The following is a 22,261-nucleotide window of genomic DNA, read 5'->3' on the forward strand; positions in this document are numbered from 1 at the left end:
ATCTATTGACAAAGTGATGGCAGAGTGTGAAGGAATGAAAGATTTTATTGGGGAATGGGTAATTCAAGCGCTGATTTTACGCGATTTTGTGTTAAAATAAATTGTCTAGTAAAGGTGGCTCTCCCTTATTGCAATGAGGGGATTCGCGGAAAAATATTTAAGAAAAAGGGGATAAAATCTTGGAAAAAGTATTAGTTTTTGGACATAAAAACCCGGATACAGACACAATCTGTTCAGCAATCGCTTATGCAGACCTGAAAAAGCAGTTAGGTATCAACGCTGAACCAGTTCGTCTGGGTGAAGTAAATGGTGAAACTCAATATGCATTGGACCAATTCAAATTCGAAGCTCCCCGCCTTGTGGAAAAAGTTGCAGGGGAAGCTGAAGGCGTAATCCTGGTCGATCATAACGAACGCCAGCAAAGTGCTGAAGATATTGACCAAGTCCGTGTGTTGGAAGTTATCGACCATCACCGTATCGCTAACTTTGAAACAAGCGATCCACTATATTACCGTGCGGAACCAGTTGGATGTACGGCAACCATTTTAAATAAAATTTATAAAGAAAACGGCATTGAAGTCCCTAAAGCAATCGCAGGTCTTATGTTGTCTGCCATCATTTCCGATTCGTTATTGTTCAAATCTCCTACATGCACGGAGCAAGACGTTGCAGCAGCAATGGAACTGGCTGCCATTGCGGGAGTCGACGCTGAAACATACGGCTTAGAAATGTTGAAAGCTGGAGCTGACTTGAGCGACAAAACGATTGCCCAGCTTATCACTCTTGATGCAAAGGAATTCTCCATGGGAATGGCTAAAGTGGAGATAGCACAGGTCAATGCTGTAGATCCGACCGAAGTCCTTGCTAAGCAAGCAGAATTGGAAGCGGCGATTGAAGCGGTTATTGCTGAGAAGGAATTGGACTTATTCCTATTTGTCGTAACGGATATCTTGACTAATGATTCTGTTGCCTTGGCTCTTGGTAAAGCAGCTTATGCAGTGGAAAAAGCATACGACGTTTCATTAAATAATAACATCGCCGTCTTAGAAGGCGTTGTATCGCGTAAAAAACAAATCGTGCCGGTCTTAACGGACGTATTCAGCAAATAATACAGTAGAAGGGATGCTCATTAAAAACATGGGCATCCTTTTTCTGTACATGCAAAAAAAAGACTCAACCACCATTAAGGGTGTTTTGAGTCTTTTTTCTTAATTCAAAGCTTCCTTTTCTTTTTCATAGGCAATGACAATCAGTTCTTTGTTGGCTTCCTCGCCAAGTCTGCTTTCAAAGCTTTTCAGTTCATTCAATAAATCCGGTGACAGATTTGCTGCCGTATAATCCTGCTCGGGTGTCATGCTTTTCGCTCCTTTCAAAAGGAAATCATTCATGTTATCTATTTTGTCGGTTTGAAAAGTTTCTATTCAGCAAAATTTTACAACTTCAAGATATTTTACTTTCTGAGGTGGCGAGTTTTTCAAGCAATAACGAACTTTCTTCATCGAGTCCTTGCACTTGGACAGGTATTCCCAGAAGCTGATATTTAAGAACAACCGTATCAACAGCACCGACTGCTGAAGCATCCCAGATTTTAGAATGGGAAAAGTCGATGACGATTGAATCGGCTTTTTCCTTGAAGTCGAACTTCGAAACAAAGTCCTGGACAGAAGCGAAAAATATTTGCCCGCTGATATGATAAATGATTTTCTTAGCCTGGACATCTTCCGTTTTCTCTACAGCCACTTTAGAAATTTTAGCCGAAAAGAAAATCATGCTCAAGAGCACTCCGGCGAATACCCCTTTTGATAAATCATGTGTATAAAGGACAATGAGGACCGTCACGATCATCACGGCTGCATCCGACTTTGGAGCTTTAACGAGCCTCTTTAGGGAAGACCAGTCAAAGGTCCCGATTGAAACCATGATCATGACTGCGACAAGTGCAGCCATCGGGATTTTAATAAGGACATCATTCAATACCACGATTAATACCATAAGGAAAGCGCCAGCTACAAAAGTGGAGAGCCGGCCCCTTCCTCCCGATTTAATATTGATACCGGATTGGCCGATCATCGCACATCCTGCCATGCCGCCAAAGCATCCGGCAATGATATTCGAAATCCCCTGGCCTTTGGCTTCCTTATTTTTATTACTGTCCGTGTCAGTCATCTCATCGACTATTTGAGCTGTCAATAATGATTCAAGCAGGCCAACAAATGCAAGAGCTATGGAATAAGGGAAAATGATCGCCAAAGTGTCGAAGGTCAAAGGGATATCTGGAAGCATGAACATCGGAAGCGCTTCGGTCAATTGCCCCATATCCCCAACCGTCCGCACCGTAGCCCCCGTGGTAACTGCAACGATCGTCATGAATATGATTGCTACAAGTGGTGAAGGTATGACTTTCGTGATTAGCGGAAAAAGATAAATGATAGCTAAAGAAACGGCTGTCATGACATACATGATCCATGTTTCGCCCACGAAATGGGTGAGCTGTGCCGTGAAAATCAAGATGGCTAAAGAATTCACAAAACCAGTCATGACCGGCTTCGGTATGAACTTCATTAATTTCCCGATTTTTAAAACCCCTAGTAAAATTTGCAGCAAACCAGTCAATATTGTTGCAGCAAGTAAATAGTTCAAGCCATGATCTTTAACAAGATCGACCATGACGAGTGCCATTGCACCAGTGGCTGCCGATATCATTCCCGGCCTTCCGCCGACAAAAGAGATGACGATGGCAATGCAGAATGAGGCATATAGACCAACCATTGGGTCAACGCCAGCAATGATCGAAAAGGCAATCGCCTCCGGAATCAATGCCAAGGCAACGACAATTCCCGATAGGACATCTCCTCTAACGTTGCCGAACCATTCCTGTTTATATCCAGATGTATTCAAAGAAACACTCCTTCTTTCTATCTATGTGTGTTCATTTCTTTTTTAACGCACTAAATTATAGCATGAGTCCTTCTTTCTATCTATATGGATAATATTAACGACAAACCGAGGGCTATTCATTTCTTAGCATTGGCGAAAGAAGTTGAAATTCCTAAAAAAGGAAATCCAGAGAAATGGCGTGGGCATCATCCAATAAGGAAGGGCAAAAAATTTCCAAAGCCTTCTGAATGAATTTCGCTTTCATGATTCAGATTTTTCTGTATTTAAAAGTATTATTCTTTTATTATGAATGAAAATGGGGGTTACTCCTATGAATAAGAGTGAGAAAAGAACGAAACTATTGGAAAAGATTGAGAGTCGTTTAAGATTGACTGCAAGAAATTTAGTGAAATTCGATACAATCCAAGAAACATTGGATTTTACGGTGGAATCATTTCAATTAGAATTTTCGTGGGTTTGTGGCGATCGTATTGAGGGATGATGATCGTTTATATCCAAAAGTATGGAAAGGCGGTTCGCCGCATTTTGCTGATTCTTTTCCCATTCACCTAGGTGAATGTTCCCCGGGAATTTTCGAAGAAGAGGTAAAGGACAGTTACATAACTAAATTGTTTGAAGAGAAAATAGAAGATAAGGCTAAAATAGTCATTGATGAACAATGATCTATACAGGCCACACCGGATTGCCGTTTTGAAACTGGAAGAGGAATCACTTACTGCCCATTCGAATCTGATCGAGAAGCGGAAAAAGCCTCGGAATGGGATCATATGAAAGAACAGCTTTATCTTAAATATAAAGAAATCATCGTGACAAAACGGGATGATATGCTGATTTTGATGATACCGGTGGAAAGGGAAATAAACTCGCATCCTCATACTGGGAAGGGATAAATCATTATCTTAGTGAATATCCGATATTAAAGAAGCTTTCCTTGACGATACTATGAGGGTGGGCGGTACCACCAATAAGCTGGACGATTATTATTATGACTACAAACAGGCCATGCATGCTTATAATGTTCCCCGAAATGGATTCCCGAAAAATGTCTTGGCCATTTTTGACGAATTGGGCTCCTACACGCTATTGAATAACCTGAAAGATCCTGGACTTGCCGAGTTATTACTTGAGAAATAATTGACCCAGTTGATGGAATATCAAAAGGGAAGCGGAGTAGAGCTTATAAACTGCATGATTTATATGAATCGAGCCAGTTATATTCCGCCGCATATTCACTTTACATAGCAATGATAAAAGATCTTGAAAGGATCTTTTTTTTATTCGATTTTGTGTGTAATCTGGGTAAGGAGGCATGAGGAAGATGGCTATTGTTACCGGAACAATAACTTCCCTTTTCAACATACATAGAAGTGGTGAGGGTGAAAAGAAAAGGCCAGCTCTATCAAAGTTTTTGGAGTAGGAACCCTCCCGGTGTTAAGAGGCTATTCCTTATCAATGATACTTGATTTACATTTAGGACATGTCACTTCTTTATAATGCTTGAACCTGATCTTTCGAAGGTCGCTTCTGGTCAACATTGAGAATACATTATACCTTGTGCCGCATGCACAAGTATTTTGATCTTTAACTATGTGTCTCTCATCCGTAGTAGCTGAATAAATGGTTGGAAAAAACATATATAACCCTCCTATTTTTAATTTTAGGCAAATTAAATAGGGGCAATTGATAATAAGTGATCCATTCAAGAAAAATCTTGGCAGCCCGGCTGCCATGACAACTAAGATGTTGTGTTAGGCCCGTGGCTTTGCGTCTTTTACTTTCATAAAATTTGCCTAAAATAATCTTAACATAAAATTTGATGCGTTATGAAGTGTTTATGACTTCGGCCAACCTTCCCCTTTTATTAAGTATCAACAGCAATCAGCTGGATTGTCCAAATATAGAAGGAAAATAGAGAAGAAAGGTTTGGAACGGGTACTTTTTTAGTTGCTAGGTATACAAAAGGGTCTCTTCGATTCGTACAAAAAGTACGAATGAAAGAGACTCTTTTGGTATGCTATGTACCTATAGCTTGGGAAACCATGTTCAGCAGCTAGTTTCCAATATTCCTTTTTCATGAGTGCAGGACTCTTGTTCGTTTTTGGCCTCACTGCCTGTATCGGAAAACGACCGAAACGAAATCCAGTTCCAGAAGTATCCAGCACTACAGCTGTATGAGCATTAAACATGAGAAAGCCTGCTTCCATCTGGAAGCAGGCTTTCTTGCCAAAGTGTGATTAATGTGATCTTGCCAATTCCGGATTGCGGTGCATCGCGAAATAGAGGACAAGTCCCGCTATGAGGAGTAACGTGCTGGTCGTGATGAAAACGGCGGAGAATCCGTAGAAACCAGCAACCATTCCGCCCATCGCAGGTCCAATGATATTGCCTAAAAAGCGCAGGCTCGTATTGTACCCAAGTACTTCCCCCTGCATTGCGACAGGAGCTTCCTGGCGAATGTAGGCAATCCTTACAGGGATGATGCCGCCTATTGCCATGCCAAGTATGAAACGTACCAAAACAAGCTGCCAAAAATGATTGATGAAGGCACCGGGCAAGTAGACTGTAGCAGTTAGAAAAAGAAGCAGCACAAGAATCTTCACATGTCCATGACGATCACCTATCTTGCCCCAGTGACGCGCCATCAATAAATTCCCCAGGCCTGCTGCAGAAAAGGCGATACCTGAATAAAATCCAAGATTGGAAGTTCCATGCAGCTCGCCAACATATAAAGAAAGAATGGGCTGGATGCTGAAGTGGGCAACTTGAACAAGTGTCGAAATGAGCATGACATTGACTAGGATGGGATTCCTTAAGATATGCGAGAGAACCTCCCGGCTTGTATAGCTCGACTTTGTTCCCTTCTGCCGTTCCATTCGGTACTCCTTGGTTGCAAAAACAAGAAGTCCAGAGATGAAAATGGTGATGGAGGTGAATTTAAAGGCGGTTGAATAGCCGAGTGTGTCTGCAAGCAGGCCGCCAAGCAAAGGTCCGAAAAGCGAACCGGTTATATTTCCCGTTTGCAAGGTTCCCAGCACACGTCCGGCAATTTCTTTAGGGGTCTGCGTTGATATGAAGGCCTGTGACATGGAAATGAAGCCAGTGAATATTCCGGTGAACATCCTTAAGACGAATAGCTGCCAAACATTTTCAACGAATCCCATCAAGAAAATGGACAGCCCCATCCCAAAGGCACAGGCAATCAAGATTTTTTTTCTGCCGTACCGATCACCAATTCGTCCCCAAATGGGAGAAAATAAAAAGGCAGTCACAAAAGTGATTCCAAATGTCCATCCGGACCAATGCTGGATATATTGAGTCGAATAATCTCCGAATGTACCAATGTATAAGGATATGAATGGGAGAACCATCGTCATGCTCCCGCCTATGAAGAAATTGGCGAACCACATGATGAAAAGATTCCGTTTAGCTATTTTATGATCATTCATTTTACATTCAACACTTCTTTCCTCCGAAAAAAAACTTCGGGTTCCTAAATAATAGTATACATAATTTAACTAATTTATTAAACGAATTTGTTTTACAGGTTTTTTAATGAATATGCAAATGGTATAATGTGAAAATATTGATTTTTCAGAAAAATCAAATTAAACAAAGGTATTCACTTTTTCATTTAAAGGAGTTTTTAACATGTTGACGATTTTAGGATTTTGCATGATTTTAACGTTTCTGGTCTTAGTCATCACAAAACGCTTATCAGTGGTTGTCGCTTTTATCTTCACTGCGATAGCATTTGGTCTGATTGGTGGCTTTGCCTCGGAAATGGGAGATATGATGGTTGCGGGTATTTTAAAGGTGACACCGACAGCAGTCATGATCGTTTTTGCCATTCTATACTTTGGTTTAATGATTGACGTTGGTTTATTCGAGCCCATGATCGCTAAAATACTCAGTTTTGTAAAAGGAGATCCGCTAAAGGTTGTCATGGCAACCGCCATTATAACCATGTTGGTAGGTTTGGACGGAGACGGATCTTCCACATTCATGATCACCGTTTCAGCCATGCTGCCGCTTTATATCAAATTAGGGATGAACAGGCTCGTATTGGCCTGTGTTGTTGGTTTAGCCGCTGGCGTCATGAATATGATTCCTTGGGGAGGTCCTTTGGTCAGGGCGGCCGCGAGCCTTCAGGTTGAAGTATCGGAGTTATTCATTCCTCTCATTCCGGTCATGATTTGCGGTCTTTTATGGACGCTTTTTTCGGCATATGTACTTGGCAAAAAGGAAAGGGAGAGATTAGGAGTCAGTTCGGTGGAGACGAACATGCAACCTGGTATGGGTGAACAGGCTGCAGCTGTTGAAACCGCACCTAAAGGAACATCCAAGCTTTTTTGGTTTAATTGGTTCTTGACGATTTTACTGATGGTTTTGCTGGTGATGGAAGTGCTGCCGATCCAAATTTTATTTGCCACTGCTTTTGCGATTGCACTATTCGTTAACTTTCCGAACCCAAAAGAACAGCAGGAAAGGATTTTAAGTCATGCCAATAGTTTTGTGATGATCTGTACACTCATTTTCGCTGCAGGGATTTTTACGGGTGTATTCACAGAAACAAAGATGATGGACTCGATGGCTGCTTCAATCGTAACTGTCATTCCAGAGTGGCTCGGGGCACATTTGCCACTGGTGGTAGCGCTGACGAGCATTCCGATGGGGTTCATTTTTTCACCTGATGCCTATTACTTTGGTATTCTGCCAATAATAAGTGAAACGGCATCGAACTTCGGTATTGCTCCTGTAGAAATCGGAAGGGCGGCTTTATTAGGCCATTCGACCGCAGGGTTCCCATTATCGCCATTGGTGCCTGCAACATTCATATTAATTGGCCTTGTAGGCGTGGATTTTGGGGATCACCAAAAATTCCTGTTTAAATGGGCATTTGGGACAACCATCATCATGACGATTGCAGCGATTACTTTTGGGGTCATCACTTTGTAAAATGTGAGCCCATTAAGCTATAATGCAAAATTCCTGTCTGTGAATTTAGTAAGGTGTTCACCCTCACGGTATAATCTATTTTCCTATTTATTCCGATTTCTGTTTATTCTTCCATTATGGTGGAAAGTAATAAGAGGAAGATACATATAAGAGAGTGAGGGAGTTTATATGAACTATAAACAAAAACTTGTGCTGCCAATATGTGCTGCCCTTTTACTGTATGGATGTAATTCAGCGGATGACTCAAATCAGTCCGACAATGATGCCGAGGAAATGACTACAGTGGGACAAGGAACAGAAACAGGGGTTGATCCGCAGGTGAAAGCGGAAGTTAAAGATGTAGAAGGTAAAACACTTGGGACGGTTAACTTTACCGCCGAAGAGAATACTGTAGTGATCGAGACCGCTTTGGAAGGCCTTGAGCCAGGCTATCATGGATTCCATGTCCACGAAAACGCAGTATGTGAGCCGGATGCTAAGGAAGGCCCGTTCACTACAGCGGGAGGACACTTTAATCCAACTGATGACACGCACTCTAAACATGCAGGGGATATGCCCTCTTTATATGTAAAAGAGGATGGGACAGCCAAATATACGGCAACATTGGATAACATGACGATAGACCAGCTGAAGAAAGAAGAGTTGGCTGTAATCGTTCATGCGAATCCAGACAACTTTGCCAATATTCCTGACCGTTATGAAGCCAATGGAGAAAAAGGACCTGATGTAGATACCTTGAAAACAGGTGATGCAGGCGATAGGCAAGCCTGCGGGATTGTTGTAAGTACAGAGGAAAAATAGCATTAATGAAGCAAGAGCGATTCTTCAAAAGAGGAATCGCTCTTTTTATTGAAGGTAAAACCGCTGACCGCTAAAATCTTAAAAGAGCTGAATTTTTTCTTTTTACGTTTTAAGAAGGTTTTTTCTATTGTGATATAGAAGTAAGAGAGTAAGTAATAGTGCATTAGAAGCAGATGGTATTAAAAGATCATAGTTAATTCTTGCAGTGGGATGAAGCCCAAGGCATAGGTTTAATATAGGAAAATAAGATTTACTTTGAAAGGATAAAAAAACCCGAATAGGGATCATGTCCACTGATTCGGGTTTGCTTTATCATTTTGCGGTAATGGTTTCTTCGATTAGCTGTAATCTCTCAGCCACTTCTTCTTCAGAAAGGTTATGCTCGACTACATAGCGGTTACGGGGATGCACTCGGCATTCATGAGTACAGCTGCGCATATGTTTGTGCTCGTTCTCTTCACTGCAAAGGATTTTCTTGTTGCATTCAGGGTTAGCACAATTAACATAGCGTTCGCAAGGTTCGCCGGAATAAATGTCTCGACCGACAATGACATGTTCCTTTTGATTGATAGGTACGCCAATCCTTTCATCGAATACATACATTTGACCATCCCAAAGCTCACCTTGGACTTCGGGATCCTTTCCGTATGTTGCGATGCCGCCATGCAGTTGGCTTACATCTTCAAAGCCTTCTTCGACAAGCCAGCCGGAGAATTTCTCACATCGGATACCGCCGGTGCAATACGTTAGGATTTTTTTGCCTTCGAACATTTCTTTATTTTCCCGGACCCAATCCGGAAGTTCACGGAAATTCGTGATTTCTGGCTTGATTGCACCCCTGAAATGTCCCAAATCAAATTCATAGTCATTTCTGGCATCAAGGACGATGGCATTTTCATCTTGCATTTGCTCGAAGAACTCCTTCGGGCTCAAGTATTTGCCTGTCGTCCGGTTCGGGTTGATGTCTTCTTCCAAACGAAGCGTTACAAGTTCATTTCGTGGACGAACATGCATTTTTTTGAAAGCATGGCCGTCAGCTTCATCTATTTTAAACACGATATCCGCAAAGCGGGGATCGCTTTTCATCATGTCCATATATTTGTTGGTTTGTTCGATCGTACCAGAAACTGTTCCGTTGATACCTTCTGCTGCCACCAAGATACGGCCTTTCAATTCAAGTGCTTTACATGCCGCAAGATGCTCGGCTGCGAATTCTTCGTGATTCTCGATGGGTACATACAAATAATAAAGTAATACTCTATATGGTTTTGTTTCCATTTTTATTTACCACCTATGTTTTATATTTGCAAGATATAAAGGGTGATCATTTAGACACTTTTCTCTTACAGATAATCATTATATCAAGAAAACGTAAAAATGATAAGGGCATGAAGAAAAATCAAAAGGAGTTGTATGGAATGTTGAAAGATTTAATGAGATATCCAATCATCCAAGCACCGATGGCAGGAGGAGCTTCCACCCCGAAGCTTGCGGCTTCAGTATCCAATGCAGGAGGATTGGGCTTTCTCGCAGCTGGCTATAAGACTGCAGAAGAGATGAAGGTCGAGATATGGCAGACCCGTCAGTTGACTGAGCACCCTTTTGGCGTGAATGTCTTTGTGCCAGGCAACGAGGCGGTGGATGAAAATATATTATCTGCCTATCGTGAAAAGATCGAAAAAGAGGCCGAGAGCGTTGGGGCTGAGATTGGAAAAGCCGATAGTGATGACGATGATTGGGAAAATAAAATAACGGTATTGAAGGAGGCTGGGGTCGCCGTCGTCAGTTTTACGTTTGGATGTCCAACGGATGATGTAATAAGGGAGCTCCAAGATGTCGGTTCCCTTATAGCCGTGACAGTAACCAACCTTCAGGAAGCAAAAAGGGCGGCGGAAGGAGGTGCGGATGTACTATGTGTACAGGGGTTTGAAGCAGGGGGTCACCGGGGCAGCTTTGAAAACCGCACAGAAGATGATTACGGTCTTTTAGTTTTGATACGGTTGATACAAGGTGAGCTGAACCTGCCGATCATTGCGGCGGGTGGATTGATGCATGGAAAGGATATCGCAGCCGTGCTCGAAGCGGGAGCAACAGCGGCACAATTGGGAACAGCTTTCCTTCGCTGTCCCGAAAGCGGGGCAAGTCCCGTCCATAAGGAAGCTCTGGGAAATCCCCGGTTTACCCAGACCTCTATTACCCGAGCCTTCAGCGGCCGGAGGGCACGCGGGTTGGTGAATCACTTTATAACCGAATATGATGGCGTTGCACCAGTCGCCTATCCTCATGTCCATCACATGACAAAGCAAATGCGAAAAGTGGCTGGACAAAAAAACAATCCTGAATTGATGGCTTTGTGGGCAGGACAAGGATATAGGGTGAGCAGGGAACTTCCCGCATCGGAATTGGTTGAACTTCTTGTAGAAGAACTAAAATGAGAAGGGTTTGGATGGAGATGGAGATAAGGGAATTATTCATGGATGAGCCACCGCCGATGCATTTATTGCTTTTGGCAGATCCTTCAAGGGAATTGGTCGAGGAATACTTGGGAAGCGGAACATGCTTTGTTGCCGTGACTGATGAGCGAATGATCGGTGTTTATGTTTTACTGCAAAAAGGTCCAAAACTGATAGAGATAATGAACATCGCGGTGGATGAACGGCACCATGGAAGAGGAATCGGCAGGCAATTGATTGAACACGCCATAGGCCATGCAAGGGAACAGGGATATAAAACGATTGAAATCGGCACGGGAAATTCGGGGATAGGGCAGCTTGCCCTTTACCAAAAATGCGGTTTTAGAATAACTGGGGTCGATCGGGATTTTTTTAATAGAAACTATTCCGAGGCCATTTATGAAAATGGGATTCAATGCCAGGATATGATTCGCTTGTCACAAAGTTTAGACTAAGCAATGATCATCCAAGTTTGACTGAAAAGCTTTACAGACAAAAGTGCGCGTCGCATTGCTTAGGGGAATGAACTTGTTCATTGGAGATATGATTTATCTTCTTTTTGCTTTACTAATGCTGTTTTTATTTGCGCTTGGCGTTTTCATATTCATTCGATCAACAAAAAGGCAAAAGGATTTTTTATCGGAGATTAATAAAGACTCACATGAAAGATAGCAGCAAGAGAAAAAGAGTGCAAAACAACGGCACTCTTTTTCATCTCTTCACCTTTTCAAAAAGGCTTCCAAATTCCTTTTCACACTGGGCCATTCATGCTCGAGAATACTGTAGACCACCGTGTTCCTAATCCTTCCATCTTGCAGTTTTTTCTCCATTCTCAAAATGCCTTCTTCTAGGGCGCCGAGCCTGGTTATTGCTGCACGCGATCTTTTATTGCATTCGTCCGTCCTGAATTCAACCCGTTTCATTTTCCACTTTTCAAAAGCATGCTGCAATAGCAGGTACTTACATTCTGTGTTAATGGCTGTCCGCCATTTGTCGGGATGATACCAAGTCGCACCGATTTCCAGGGATTGATTATGAAATTGAATATTTCTTAAGCTCGTGCTGCCAACTATCGAATCATCAGTCTGATCGATAACGACAAATGGATGATGAAGTTCCTGTTCCCTTGCTCGAATGCCATCCTTTACATAGGAAATCGCCTCTTCATATGACAAAATTTTTGTTGCGCTCCATTCCCATATTTCAGTTGGCAGGGAAGCGGTGTAAAGCGGTTCGATATGATGATCCATCATCGGGGTGAGTATCACGTGTTTCCCGAATAATTCGATATGTTCCATAGTCTCCTCCTCTTGATTGATATCTTCATTATAAAAATATTCTGGTCCTGCAATAAGGGCCAACGCTGATATAATTTATGGAACCAGTTTGAAGGAGGACCAAATGTTTGAAATCACTCTAAACTTAGATAAAACGAATAAAGAAGCTTTATATGTCCAATTGTATAAATACTTTATTAAGGAAATACAGAATGGACAAATAAAGGCCGGAATGAAGCTGCCTTCTAAACGAAAACTAGCTTTGCATTTAGGGATAGGCCTAAATACAGTGGATACGGCTTATCAGCAGTTGATGGCAGAAGGATATGTGGAAAGTCAATTAAGGAAAGGTTATTACGTAGCCGATTTAGAGCCGATCTCACCTTTGAATGAGCCTTTGCCTGTAAAAGAAGGGATGATGTGCCCTCCGAATGAAAGAAATGAGATAGATTTCAATCATGGACGGGTGGACGTGGATTCTTTCCCGCATGCCGTGTGGAAAAAATGCTTGAACAATACATTGTATCTACAGGAAAGGGAAATGTTCATGAGCGGTGATCCTCAAGGGGAATGGGGGCTCCGGTCTGAGATCTCATCCTATCTATTTCAATCGAGAGGAGTTCGCTGCGGGGCTGATCAAATCATCATTGGGGCAGGTACCCAGTATTTCATCCATCTGCTGCGGTTACTTCTTGGAAATGAGCGGGTATTTGGGTTGGAAGACCCTGGCTTTCATCGAGTAAGGGAGGTACTGAGGTTGGAGGAAGCGGATATGGCATTCATACCCTTGGATGAAAGTGGAATGAGTGTGGACTCCTTGAAAGAGAGTGCCGCGAATGTTGCCTATGTCACTCCTTCCCATCAATTTCCTTCCGGTATGATCATGCCGATAACTAGAAGGGTGGAATTGCTGAATTGGGCAGTGGAAAAAAAAGGTTATATCATTGAAGATGATTATGACGGGGAATTCCGACATTCAGGCAAACCGATTCCGTCCTTGCAGGGGTTGGACACAAAGGGAACGGTCATCTACCTAGGCACTTTTTCAAAGTCGCTCATCCCATCAATCAGGGTGGGATTCATGGTGTTACCCATGGAGCTGGCTTGCCGCTATCAGGAGAAGTTAATTGGATATAAACAGACCGTTTCCAGACTGATTCAGGAAACGCTCTGTCTTTTTATGAAAAATGGACATTGGGAACGCCATCTAAATAAAATGCGAACGATTTATCGTAAAAAAAATAAGGTGCTGCTGAATGAAATAGAAGAGAGCTTCCATGATCGTGTAGCCGTAATCGGTGAAAAGTCAGGATTGCACGTTCTTTTAAAAGTAAAAAACGGCAGCAGTGAGGCAGAGCTCATTCAAAAGGCTGCCAGTGTTGGGGTTAAAGTCCGCCCAACTTCGGTTTATCATTCTAAGAATGTGAAAGATCCGACTATTTTGATTGGGTACGGTGGTTTAACCGAAAAGGAAATCAAAGCGGGAATCCGACTTTTAAAAATGGCATGGCTATAGCTTGGTGCGAAAAAATAAGGAAAAGGCCTTGATTTACACTTATTCAACAATGATATAAGGTATCCATTTTAGTTTCTTATATTATTGAGGATTTTAAGGACCGTCTGGAAAAATATTTCCTGTTCTTCCTCAGTAATGCCTTCCAGGGCTTTTCCTTCGATTTTTTCTGCAATCTTAAGACATTTTGTATGTACTTCTTTTCCCCGGGGAGTCAGTTCGATTCGTTTTTCCTGTTCATCTTTTCCAGGAACTTGTTTAATCATATTATTCTGTTCCATGCTGTTGACCGAACGTGTGATGATAACACTATCAACATCCAAGTAACTGCAAATATCGGGAATTGTGGAATATCCACAGTTCTTTAAATAATTGAGGATTGTCCACTGATTATGGTAAATTTCAAGGGCTGTAATTTGTTCATTCATTTTGCTGACTAATGATCTCGATACTTGTAAATATTGATGAAATAATTGAGTAGGGTTCGTCATATGATTCTCCTTTATAATGGTCGACCAGTCCATTATATTCTTTAATTCTTAAAAGTCTATTGTAAAGAATCATTTTTTTCAGTCAATGTTTATTTTTGGAAGTAAAGCAGGAGAGGGGGGATTCCGGCAATGCGAATGAATTATGGGAGAGTCCAATTGTACTGAATTTTCAAAAAATGACAAGAGGGACCTTAATATATGATGGCAAAAATATATTTTCTTCAAATGTTCCATTAGCAGGTACCAAAGTGCCGCCGAGAATTGGTAAAAGTCAATACGACACATCACCTTGAAGCTGAATGCAATTATTCTGCAACCAAAAACCAGCCTCTAAAGTGGCTGGTTTTTGGTTAAACCCTCTCGCTGGTGGAGCGGTGCTTTGTTTCTTTTTTATTTCGTTCTTCTTGTCGTTCATATTTTATTTCATCAATTGGTAAATCATCAATGGGCATGACCACTTGATCACGTTCCAGCTGTTTTTCCTGATCTTTCTTGAATGCCTTGGATTTATCATTACGTTCCTCAAGATACTTTTCTTTATCTTTATTATCCAATGTCAATCCCTCCATCTCTTTGTATCTCTTTTTCCCCTTATTGAGAAAATAAAACGTATAAGCGAAATATATGTGACCCCATTTCATAAATATAAGGAGAACAGGAAAGTGCAAGGAGGGTTTGTTCAGTGAATGTCGCCGTCTTTTTCCGTTGGTTTTGGAGAGGTATTCTCCTTTTAGGCATATTAATCGTCATTCCATATTCATGGGCTTTGATTTTAGCATTGCTTACCGCCATACTTTTGGATGGATTGGTCCGCATGATTAGTGAAACGGCAAAGCTGCATCGCTTTTGGGCAGTATTGATTTCGTTTGCTCTATATGTAGGCGGGCTTATGAGCATCACTTATTTTTCCTTTTCGGTATTAATCAAGAAGGTCATTATCTATTCGGAGGAATTTCCTGGTTTCATACGTGAAGTGTATTTGACGGCTATATTGCCAGTCATTAGGCAATGGGAAAGGTATTCCCAAACGTTGCCGCCAAATCTCATACAGTCCATTGAACAAACGATGGAAAAGGGAGTCAGGGCTTTAGAGGGGTTCACAGAGGGCTTTGTTCAGGATATGGTTCAGTTCGTTACACTCATTCCCGGATTTTTCATTGACTTTTTAATTTATTTAATCGCTTTATTCTTATTTAGTCTTGAATTGCCTAAGTTAAGAAAAAAGGCAGTCCTTTATTTAAAGACATCCACTTATCAAAAGATTTCGCTAGTTTATCAAGATTTAAGTATGGCAGCCGTAGGCTTCATGAAGGCACAAATCCTTTTGAGTTTAATAACGTTCATCATGGCTTATGGAGGACTGTGGTTATTAAATGTGAAGTATACAATTCCATTGGCATTGTTAATAGTAGTTGTGGACATTCTTCCTATCTTGGGGACGGGATCTGTACTGGTTCCTTGGGCAGTAATTGTTTGGGCTCAAGGAAACCATCATCTAGGTGTTGGCCTCATCATCCTATTCCTGGTCATTACCATCGTAAGAAGGACCATCGAACCGAAAATCTATTCAGCAAATATGGGATTGAGCCCATTGGCATCTTTGGTCAGCCTTTATTTAGGGTTTAAAATGCTTGGTTTCATCGGGCTTTTCCTTGGACCTTCGATACTGATTGTTTATGATACGCTAAAGAGGGCAGGTGTCATCAAACCCAACTTCAAAATATGAAAGATTATTAGATGTTTTTTGCCTGATTTCTTAAATTTGACATATCCTTTACAGCTTTACCTTGACCGTTACAATGATTGCAGTCCCGGGAAAAGAATTGCAGATAGCGTGTTTTCCCTTTCCCTTTGCAGTGTTGGCAAATGGTTATGAGTTTCATGATTCCTCACTCCTTCAAAAAGTATCGCTTTTCTAACAGTATGAAACAATAAAGGTAGAACTATACTTCATGTAATCATTCAATGTTAAATGAAGCAGGTTTTATATAATATGTTTTTATTTCATTTCATGTACCAGTTGGAAAAAAATAACCCCCGCTCCTATTGTCAATTAGGAACGGGGGTTATTATCATGAAACGATTTCAGTTTGTGATATTATCGGGAATTCTTTTACTTCGCTTACGACTTTTGCTTGTTTGTATATTTCAATATAACGAATATGGTGATCTTCCATTTCTTTTATCCTAAAGTTATAGGGACCATAAGTCAGGATATCACCTTGTTTGGCCTCGTAATTCTCGGTAAGGATCCATCCGCCCATCGTATCAATATCTTCGTCATTGATATCCAATCCAAGTAAATCATTCACTTCACTGACTAATACCTTGGCATCGATGATGTAGTGATCTTCTTTTAATTTGCGGACATCCGGAACTTCATCCAGGTCGAACTCATCGCGGATATCGCCAACGATTTCTTCAAGGATATCTTCAACGGTCACCAAACCTGACGTACCGCCGTATTCATCCATGAGGATAGCCATGTGGATGCGCTCCTTTTGCATTTTTAAAAGTAAATCGTGAATTGGGATACTGTCAATGACACGGATGATCGGACGAACATATCGTTGGATCGTTGATGCTGCCTGATTGTTCCTGTCTATCATTTCAGTGAATAGCTCTTTTATATTGACCATTCCGATAACATGGTCTTTATCTCCGTCAATGACAGGATATCGTGTAAAGTTCTCTTCCGCCATGACGGTGAAAAACTGTTGAATCGTATCATCTTTGGATACCGTTGCAATTTCTGTACGTGGAACCATGATTTCTTTTGCAATCCGATCATCGAATTCAAAAATTTTATTCACATATTTAAACTCTGATTGGTTAATTTCGCCACTTTTGTAGCTTTCGGAAACAATGATACGAAGCTCTTCTTCTGTATGAGCCAAATCATGTTCGGAAACTGCCTTTAATCCTAGCATTCTTGTAAGCGTCCTTGCAGAGCCATTCAGTACCCAGATGAAAGGATACATGATTTTGTTAAAAGCAATTAAAGGTTTGGAAACCAATAAAGTTACTTGCTCCGCTTTTTGAATCGCCAATGTTTTTGGAGCCAATTCCCCAACAACCACATGTATGAAAGTAATTAAAGAAAAGGCAATTGCAACCGAGAGTGCATGTGAAGCTGAATTTGGAAGATTCAATTGATTCAAGAGTGGGTGCAAAATCTTTTCAACTGTCGGTTCCCCAAGCACCCCAAGCCCTAGAGCGGTAACGGTAATTCCGAGCTGGCATGTTGAAAGGTATTCATCCAGGTTGGATATGACTTTCTTTGCTGAAAGAGCATTCGGCTTTCCTTCTTCAATTAATTGATCGACCCTCGTGCTTCTCACTTTAACAATCGCAAACTCCGTAGCTACAAAAAATGCTGTTAAAGCAATTAAAATGGCAATAAGAACCAAGTTTATTATGTCCAAATAGTCTCCCTTAACTCGCCTTCGAGACGAATAAGGAGTACACCTCCTACATTTTTAAAATATACAAGTATATTTTTTTTGCCGTGCTGAATATTATCGGGAATCATTCAAAGTGGCTGTGGTAATTGATGTCCAGCCGCTTGAACTCCCATTTCTTTAAGTGATGAAGAGAATAATAGTATATGCCGATTGGCGATGCGTAGACGGGAAATAGAAGAATTTCTGTCTGAAGGAGTGCAGCCATTTTTCAATAGGATGCACATATCCATTACGCAAATCAGCGTCCGCCTGTCAAAACGAACATTCTTTAATGCCCCATCAAATCACCTCAATCTAATTAATTTAAATACTTTCATTATAGAAAGAGTTAATCATTCAGTCAAATAGCTTCCGGCACCATAAATCCGGTAAATTGCTTGTAAAGGATCAGTTTGAGCTAATAATTAGCTGTTTTTGACTGTTTTCTCTACTTTATTGTATGATATTATAGAATATTCAGAAAATTAGAGGCGGTTTCATAAAAAATTGGTCAGTTTCATTATTTTTTCGATGGTTCATACATATTCTATAGAGTCCAAGACAAGTTCTAAATGCAGATTAAAGGGGGTGGCAGCCATGAAAATCATGGAAAGGATGGCAGCGATCATTGCCGGCAGCATGCTTGTAGGCGTGGGAATCAATTTTTTCCTGATACCTTATCATTTATTGGATGGCGGCATGATAGGGATTGGGCTGATTTTTCATTACTATATAGGACTTCCGACAGGCCTGGGTGTGATTTTGAGCAGCATTCCATTATATATATATGCTTGGTACTTTGAAAAGAAATTATTCCTGAACAGCTTGCATGGCCTGCTTTTTTCCTCTTTATGCATCGATATTTTTTCCGACGCTGTCATCGGATGGAATCTTCCCATTTATGTAAGTGCGATGATCGGGGGAGGTTTGATTGGATTAGGAATCGGCTTGATGCTTCGGTATGGGACATCAACAGGCGGAACGGATATGCTGGCGCAGATCCTATCCAGGAAGAGCGGATTCAATGTAGGTTTGCTGATTTTTATAATTGATGGATGCGTACTTCTTTGCGGATTGAATGTTGTGGGGACTTCAATCTTTTTATATTCATTTTTAACGATCATTGCGGTAGCCATGCTGACCTCAGTCACCGTGATGCGAACTATTTAATGTTAAATGATGTATAAAAATCTGAAAAAAGGAAAGGATGGGCAATATGAAAAGGACAGATTTTTAGTCTAATAAATAGTAAAGGAAAGTTCATATGAAAAAACTCTATATGTTTACTGCGTTGTTAGTTATGCTGGCAGGTTGTCAAGAGTCTGAAATGCCAGAGGATAAGGAAGTGAACAGTGCTGTTCCAGAATCGATGGATGCATCAATTGTCATTAAAGGCAAATTGGAGCCAGGAAAAGAAGTCATTCTTGAAACGAAAGTGAAACAGGGTAGCCAATTGGTGAATGAAGCAGATGAGGTACTGTTTGAAGTGAGAAAGTCAGGGCAGGATAAACGGGAAATGCTTGAAGCAAAGAATACTGGAAGTGGCATGTATCAAGTGATGCATACTTTTGAAGAACAAGGCAAATATATTGTAGTCTCCCATGTAACGGCCAAAGGCCTTCATGTAATGCCTGAAAAAGAAGTTGTCGTTCCAGAACATGAAAGTGAAGGCGCATCGGTTCATCCAAGTACGGATGTATCCATCGAGTTTCAAAGTAAACCTGTAAAGGCAGGAAACAGTTCGGACTTTGAAGCGACAGTTGAATTGAATGGGAAGCCACTGACAAATGCAGATGTGAATTTCGAGGTGTGGAAGGAAGGCAGCGAAGAGAGTCATTTCACCAAAGCTGAAGAAGATGGAGATGGAACATATCTAAATAAGGTATCTTTCGAAGAATCGGGAACCTATAAGGTGCAGGTACATGTTGAAAAAGACGAAGTGCATGAACACCAACTGCAAACCATTCAAGTCAATTGATTGTTTTTTGGAGCGAATTGTTTAAACAGGTTTTATCCTTTCGTTAAATGGGAAGTTAAAGGATAACGGTACAGCAGAAAGGGAGGGTAAGCATGAACAATCAAATAATCAACAAGTATAAAAATCTCGGGATTCATATTGAAAAAACGAAATCACGCCAGGAGATTTTCACTAATGTTTCGCAAAATGATTCATCCTTACTCACCACAGCTGTTTTTTCTCAATTTTCCCAAAAACGGGAGCTAAAAGAATATTGATGCAATGAGACCGGAGTATATATCAGCTGGTCTTTTTTTGTGCATTCCTAAATGTGATGCATTGTGAAACTGGATATGAAAAACCGAATAGAACGTTATGAGCTGAAATAGGATAGAAGGACAAACAATTTGAAATTAGCGGTAAGGGGAGTCCGATAGCATGATATCACAGCTTATTATGACGATATTGAATTGGTTTGCGGAAATGGGATATATGGGGATTTTATTGGGGCTTATGGTTGAAATCATCCCGAGTGAGCTTGTTCTAGGATACGGTGGTTATGTGGTCGGCCTGGGGAAAATGAATTTTTGGGGAGCTGTTATTGCAGGTGTGGCAGGCGGGACGATGGCACAACTATTTCTCTATTGGGCTGGTTATTATGGAGGACGGCCCTTTCTCTTGAAGTATGGAAAATATATTTTAATAAAAGAAAATCATATTATAAATGCTGAAGAGTGGTTTCAAAGGTATGGCGTAGGCGTGATTTTTACGGCTCGATTCATTCCAGTGGTTCGCCATGCTATTTCCATCCCTGCCGGAATTGCGAGGATGTCCGTATGGAAGTTTATATTTTATACGGTTGCGGCTGTCATACCTTGGACCATATTGTTCCTGACCTTAGGAAGGGTTCTCGGCGAGAATTGGCAGCAAATCCGGGAACTAACCGAACCATATCTAATTCCGGCTGCTGGTTTTTCATTTATCTTTATCATGCTGTATATTTTATGGAAAAAAAAGAGCACTCCTCCAATCGTAACGGTCAAAAAAATGGGACGGTTTCCCGATAAATGAACAAGAAAAAACAGCCACGTAAAATCACCTTTTACGTGGCTGTTTTTAATCATTATCCTTGAGGAAGGTCTTCTTCCAGAGGAAGCTGTACGACCTTTTTGGTGACCTCAATAGAACGAATGGCGTGATCTTCCATTTCAATCACTTTAAAGCAGAATCCGTCTTTTTCCATGATGTCCCCTACCTTCACATCATAATTTTCAGTAAGGACCCATCCGCCTATAGTATCGACATCATCTTCTTCTAAGTGAATGCCAAGTAGATCATTCACTTCCTTTACAAGAAGTTTAGAGTCTAAAATATAATGTCCATCTTTAATTTTCCTGATCGAGGCGACTTCATCGATATCGAATTCATCACGAATTTCCCCAACGATTTCCTCGAGGATATCCTCGACTGTGACAAGTCCGGAAGTTCCGCCGTATTCATCCATCAAAATGGCCATATGAATGCGTTCTTTTTGCATTTTTAACAGCAGATCGTGAATTGGTATATTTTCCATCACCCGAATGATCGGACGAGCGTAATTTTCAATCGCTTTGATATGGATTTCCCGGTTCTTAATAAGATCCGAGAAAACTTCCTTTAAGTTCACTAAGCCGATGACATGGTCTTTATCACCTTCGACAACAGGATATCGAGTGTATTTTTCCAATTTGGCCACATCGACGAATTCCTGTACCGTTTCATCTTTGGATATGGTCATGATTTCTGTTCTTGGAACCATGATTTCTTTGGCAACACGATCATCGAACTCAAAGATGTTATTTACATATTTAAATTCCGACTGGTTAATTTCTCCGCTTTTATAGCTATCTGATAGGATGAAACGTAATTCTTCCTCCGTATGGGCTATTTCGCTTTCAGATGCGGGCTTAAAGCCAAATAATCCGACAACGAATCGGGAAGAATGATTCAAGGCCCAAATGAAGGGGAAGGCTATCTTATGGAAAAAAATCAGCGGGTTGGCAATTGCCAAGGCCACTTGCTCAGCCTTTTGGATGGCAACCGTCTTTGGAGCCAATTCACCTACAACCACATTCAGGAACGTAATCAGGGAAAATGAAATAACGAATGTCAGAATGCTTGCGACTTCTTGAGGGATGTTCAATGCCTTGAATAAAGGCCCAACCAATTTGAGGACGGTCGGTTGTCCTAGCCACCCCAATCCAAGGGCAGTTACGGTAATTCCAAGCTGTGTCGCGGATAGGTACTCATCAAGATCGGATGTAACCTTCTTTGCCGCAATGGCTTTTTTGTTTCCCTCTTCAATCAATTGATCGATCCGAGAGCTACGAACTCTTATGATCGAAAATTCCGAAGCTACAAAAAAGGCCGTTAAAGCAATTAAAATAATGACAAATAAAAAACTTAATATGTCCAATTAGTGTGGGACTTAAT

At 41.1% G+C, this 22,261-nt stretch carries 24 protein-coding genes and 1 riboswitch; of the genes, 15 read left to right on the top strand and 9 right to left on the bottom strand.

Annotation, left to right across the window (positions count from 1 at the left end; all coding sequences use genetic code 11):
• The first annotated feature begins 179 nt into the window (after window positions 1–179).
• The gene (locus AC3ISB_RS05435; protein ID WP_480339925.1) at window positions 180–1,109 is read left to right on the top strand and encodes a manganese-dependent inorganic pyrophosphatase; all 930 of its coding nucleotides are present in this window, start codon (window positions 180–182) and stop codon (window positions 1,107–1,109) included.
• A gap of 99 nt (window positions 1,110–1,208) precedes the next feature.
• On the opposite strand, the gene AC3ISB_RS05440 is transcribed toward AC3ISB_RS05435, so the two are convergent.
• Window positions 1,209–1,355 carry a hypothetical protein gene (locus AC3ISB_RS05440; protein WP_179891129.1) on the bottom strand — a complete coding sequence of 49 codons (147 nt, stop codon included), beginning with the start codon at window positions 1,353–1,355 and terminating at the stop codon, window positions 1,209–1,211.
• A gap of 85 nt (window positions 1,356–1,440) precedes the next feature.
• Window positions 1,441–2,898, bottom strand: a complete 1,458-nt coding sequence (locus AC3ISB_RS05445; RefSeq protein ID WP_098372565.1) for a SulP family inorganic anion transporter — start codon at window positions 2,896–2,898, stop codon at window positions 1,441–1,443.
• A 310-nt stretch (window positions 2,899–3,208) separates the two neighbouring features.
• Between AC3ISB_RS05445 and AC3ISB_RS05450 the strand changes: the two genes are divergently transcribed.
• The 4 genes from AC3ISB_RS05450 to AC3ISB_RS05465 all read left to right on the top strand — a co-directional run bounded on the left by AC3ISB_RS05450 (window position 3,209) and on the right by AC3ISB_RS05465 (window position 4,032).
• Window positions 3,209–3,379: a hypothetical protein gene (locus AC3ISB_RS05450; RefSeq protein ID WP_480339926.1), complete on the top strand. Its 171-nt coding sequence runs from the start codon at window positions 3,209–3,211 to the stop codon at window positions 3,377–3,379.
• Entirely contained in the window at window positions 3,369–3,560 is a 192-nt protein-coding gene (locus AC3ISB_RS05455; protein WP_480339927.1) for a hypothetical protein, read from the top strand. The genes AC3ISB_RS05450 and AC3ISB_RS05455 overlap by 11 nt, the downstream gene beginning before the upstream one ends.
• 105 nt (window positions 3,561–3,665) lie before the next feature.
• The gene (locus AC3ISB_RS05460) at window positions 3,666–3,788 is read left to right on the top strand and encodes a hypothetical protein (RefSeq protein WP_260398020.1); all 123 of its coding nucleotides are present in this window, start codon (window positions 3,666–3,668) and stop codon (window positions 3,786–3,788) included.
• Window positions 3,789–3,846: 58 nt separating this feature from the next.
• Window positions 3,847–4,032 carry a hypothetical protein gene (locus AC3ISB_RS05465; protein ID WP_141993064.1) on the top strand — a complete coding sequence of 62 codons (186 nt, stop codon included), beginning with the start codon at window positions 3,847–3,849 and terminating at the stop codon, window positions 4,030–4,032.
• A 576-nt stretch (window positions 4,033–4,608) separates the two neighbouring features.
• Window positions 4,609–4,699, bottom strand: a riboswitch (cyclic di-GMP riboswitch).
• Window positions 4,700–5,132: 433 nt separating this feature from the next.
• Here AC3ISB_RS05465 and AC3ISB_RS05470 read toward each other — a convergent pair.
• Complete coding sequence (locus AC3ISB_RS05470) at window positions 5,133–6,344, bottom strand: MFS transporter (protein WP_098372561.1); 1,212 nt, start codon at window positions 6,342–6,344, stop codon at window positions 5,133–5,135.
• A gap of 202 nt (window positions 6,345–6,546) precedes the next feature.
• Here AC3ISB_RS05470 and AC3ISB_RS05475 point away from each other — a divergent pair, with 202 nt between their 5' ends.
• Both AC3ISB_RS05475 and AC3ISB_RS05480 read left to right on the top strand, forming a co-directional pair.
• Window positions 6,547–7,854 (top strand): CitMHS family transporter, encoded by a 1,308-nt coding sequence (locus AC3ISB_RS05475; protein ID WP_144526869.1) that lies wholly within the window; start codon window positions 6,547–6,549, stop codon window positions 7,852–7,854.
• Window positions 7,855–8,022: 168 nt separating this feature from the next.
• Complete coding sequence (locus AC3ISB_RS05480) at window positions 8,023–8,655, top strand: superoxide dismutase family protein (RefSeq protein ID WP_489275772.1); 633 nt, start codon at window positions 8,023–8,025, stop codon at window positions 8,653–8,655.
• A gap of 312 nt (window positions 8,656–8,967) precedes the next feature.
• Here the strand turns inward: AC3ISB_RS05480 and trhO are convergent, their stop codons facing one another.
• Window positions 8,968–9,933: an oxygen-dependent tRNA uridine(34) hydroxylase TrhO gene (trhO, locus tag AC3ISB_RS05485; RefSeq protein ID WP_480339929.1), complete on the bottom strand. Its 966-nt coding sequence runs from the start codon at window positions 9,931–9,933 to the stop codon at window positions 8,968–8,970.
• A 140-nt stretch (window positions 9,934–10,073) separates the two neighbouring features.
• Here trhO and AC3ISB_RS05490 point away from each other — a divergent pair, with 140 nt between their 5' ends.
• Window positions 10,074–11,090 carry a nitronate monooxygenase gene (locus tag AC3ISB_RS05490; RefSeq protein WP_480339930.1) on the top strand — a complete coding sequence of 339 codons (1,017 nt, stop codon included), beginning with the start codon at window positions 10,074–10,076 and terminating at the stop codon, window positions 11,088–11,090.
• A 17-nt stretch (window positions 11,091–11,107) separates the two neighbouring features.
• The gene (locus tag AC3ISB_RS05495) at window positions 11,108–11,563 is read left to right on the top strand and encodes a GNAT family N-acetyltransferase (protein ID WP_144550856.1); all 456 of its coding nucleotides are present in this window, start codon (window positions 11,108–11,110) and stop codon (window positions 11,561–11,563) included.
• A 264-nt stretch (window positions 11,564–11,827) separates the two neighbouring features.
• On the opposite strand, the gene AC3ISB_RS05500 is transcribed toward AC3ISB_RS05495, so the two are convergent.
• Window positions 11,828–12,406 (bottom strand): GNAT family N-acetyltransferase, encoded by a 579-nt coding sequence (locus AC3ISB_RS05500; RefSeq protein ID WP_141993066.1) that lies wholly within the window; start codon window positions 12,404–12,406, stop codon window positions 11,828–11,830.
• Between the two features lie 103 nt (window positions 12,407–12,509).
• On the opposite strand from AC3ISB_RS05500, the gene pdxR reads away from it, so the two are divergent.
• Window positions 12,510–13,901 (top strand): MocR-like pyridoxine biosynthesis transcription factor PdxR, encoded by a 1,392-nt coding sequence (gene pdxR / locus AC3ISB_RS05505; protein ID WP_141993067.1) that lies wholly within the window; start codon window positions 12,510–12,512, stop codon window positions 13,899–13,901.
• Between the two features lie 68 nt (window positions 13,902–13,969).
• Here pdxR and AC3ISB_RS05510 read toward each other — a convergent pair whose 3' ends face one another.
• Window positions 13,970–14,389, bottom strand: a complete 420-nt coding sequence (locus AC3ISB_RS05510; RefSeq protein WP_076367409.1) for a MarR family winged helix-turn-helix transcriptional regulator — start codon at window positions 14,387–14,389, stop codon at window positions 13,970–13,972.
• Between the two features lie 350 nt (window positions 14,390–14,739).
• Window positions 14,740–14,943: a hypothetical protein gene (locus AC3ISB_RS05515; protein ID WP_098372640.1), complete on the bottom strand. Its 204-nt coding sequence runs from the start codon at window positions 14,941–14,943 to the stop codon at window positions 14,740–14,742.
• 128 nt (window positions 14,944–15,071) lie between these two features.
• Here AC3ISB_RS05515 and ytvI point away from each other — a divergent pair, with 128 nt between their 5' ends.
• Entirely contained in the window at window positions 15,072–16,115 is a 1,044-nt protein-coding gene (gene ytvI / locus AC3ISB_RS05520; RefSeq protein ID WP_489275774.1) for a sporulation integral membrane protein YtvI, read from the top strand.
• A gap of 346 nt (window positions 16,116–16,461) precedes the next feature.
• Here the strand turns inward: ytvI and AC3ISB_RS05525 are convergent, their stop codons facing one another.
• Entirely contained in the window at window positions 16,462–17,814 is a 1,353-nt protein-coding gene (locus AC3ISB_RS05525; protein WP_141993068.1) for a hemolysin family protein, read from the bottom strand.
• Window positions 17,815–18,429: 615 nt separating this feature from the next.
• On the opposite strand from AC3ISB_RS05525, the gene AC3ISB_RS05530 reads away from it, so the two are divergent.
• The 4 genes from AC3ISB_RS05530 (at window position 18,430) to uptA (ending at window position 20,860) form a co-directional block, all read left to right on the top strand.
• A complete protein-coding gene (locus AC3ISB_RS05530) occupies window positions 18,430–19,002 on the top strand; it encodes a YitT family protein (protein ID WP_311608592.1) in 573 nt (190 codons plus the stop codon).
• 94 nt (window positions 19,003–19,096) lie between these two features.
• Window positions 19,097–19,810, top strand: a complete 714-nt coding sequence (locus AC3ISB_RS05535; RefSeq protein WP_098372553.1) for a FixH family protein — start codon at window positions 19,097–19,099, stop codon at window positions 19,808–19,810.
• Window positions 19,811–19,902: 92 nt separating this feature from the next.
• Window positions 19,903–20,067, top strand: a complete 165-nt coding sequence (locus AC3ISB_RS05540) for an Lmo0850 family protein (protein WP_179891125.1) — start codon at window positions 19,903–19,905, stop codon at window positions 20,065–20,067.
• 163 nt (window positions 20,068–20,230) lie between these two features.
• Window positions 20,231–20,860 (top strand): undecaprenyl phosphate transporter UptA, encoded by a 630-nt coding sequence (uptA, locus tag AC3ISB_RS05545; RefSeq protein ID WP_144527145.1) that lies wholly within the window; start codon window positions 20,231–20,233, stop codon window positions 20,858–20,860.
• A gap of 52 nt (window positions 20,861–20,912) precedes the next feature.
• On the opposite strand, the gene AC3ISB_RS05550 is transcribed toward uptA, so the two are convergent.
• Window positions 20,913–22,244, bottom strand: coding sequence for a hemolysin family protein (locus tag AC3ISB_RS05550; protein ID WP_098372552.1), 1,332 nt, complete (start codon window positions 22,242–22,244; stop codon window positions 20,913–20,915).
• Window positions 22,245–22,261: the final 17 nt, after the last annotated feature.

This window comes from Peribacillus sp. GL_122 (genome assembly GCF_057835005.1).